Origin of the sequence: Chromohalobacter sp. HP20-39, from assembly GCF_033052815.1 — a bacterium.
Lineage (GTDB): Bacteria > Pseudomonadota > Gammaproteobacteria > Pseudomonadales > Halomonadaceae > Chromohalobacter.
Genome location: NZ_JAWHTP010000819.1, coordinates 1 through 260, shown reverse-complemented (window position 1 = coordinate 260; position 260 = coordinate 1). Strand labels below are relative to the sequence as shown.

The window sequence follows — 260 nt, the reverse complement described above, 5'->3', positions numbered from 1 at the left end:
GCTTCTCCGTGCCCCGACACTGTGGGTGGTCGAGATCGTCATGCGCGGCCATCGAGATTTCACCAAAGCGGTTGTACGAGCCCATGTCTCCAACAATGGCGACTGAGCAGTGCTCCCCGTTGATGACGATGGCTAAGTCTCCTCCCTGAATCCCCGTATTCTGATTCAGATGCGGGCCTTGCTTCGCTCCGTGCTTCACGATGTAGGGCATCGTTTCCGCATCCAGGCTCTTCCCCTGCAGATGGAAGCTGGTTTGGGGG

The 260-nt window shown here is 58.1% G+C and carries 1 protein-coding gene; it reads right to left on the bottom strand.

Annotated elements, in window-relative coordinates:
* The coding region (locus RVY79_RS20240) for a hypothetical protein (protein WP_317466373.1) at positions 1–211 on the bottom strand (211 nt) is incomplete at its 3' end.
* Positions 212–260: the final 49 nt, after the last annotated feature.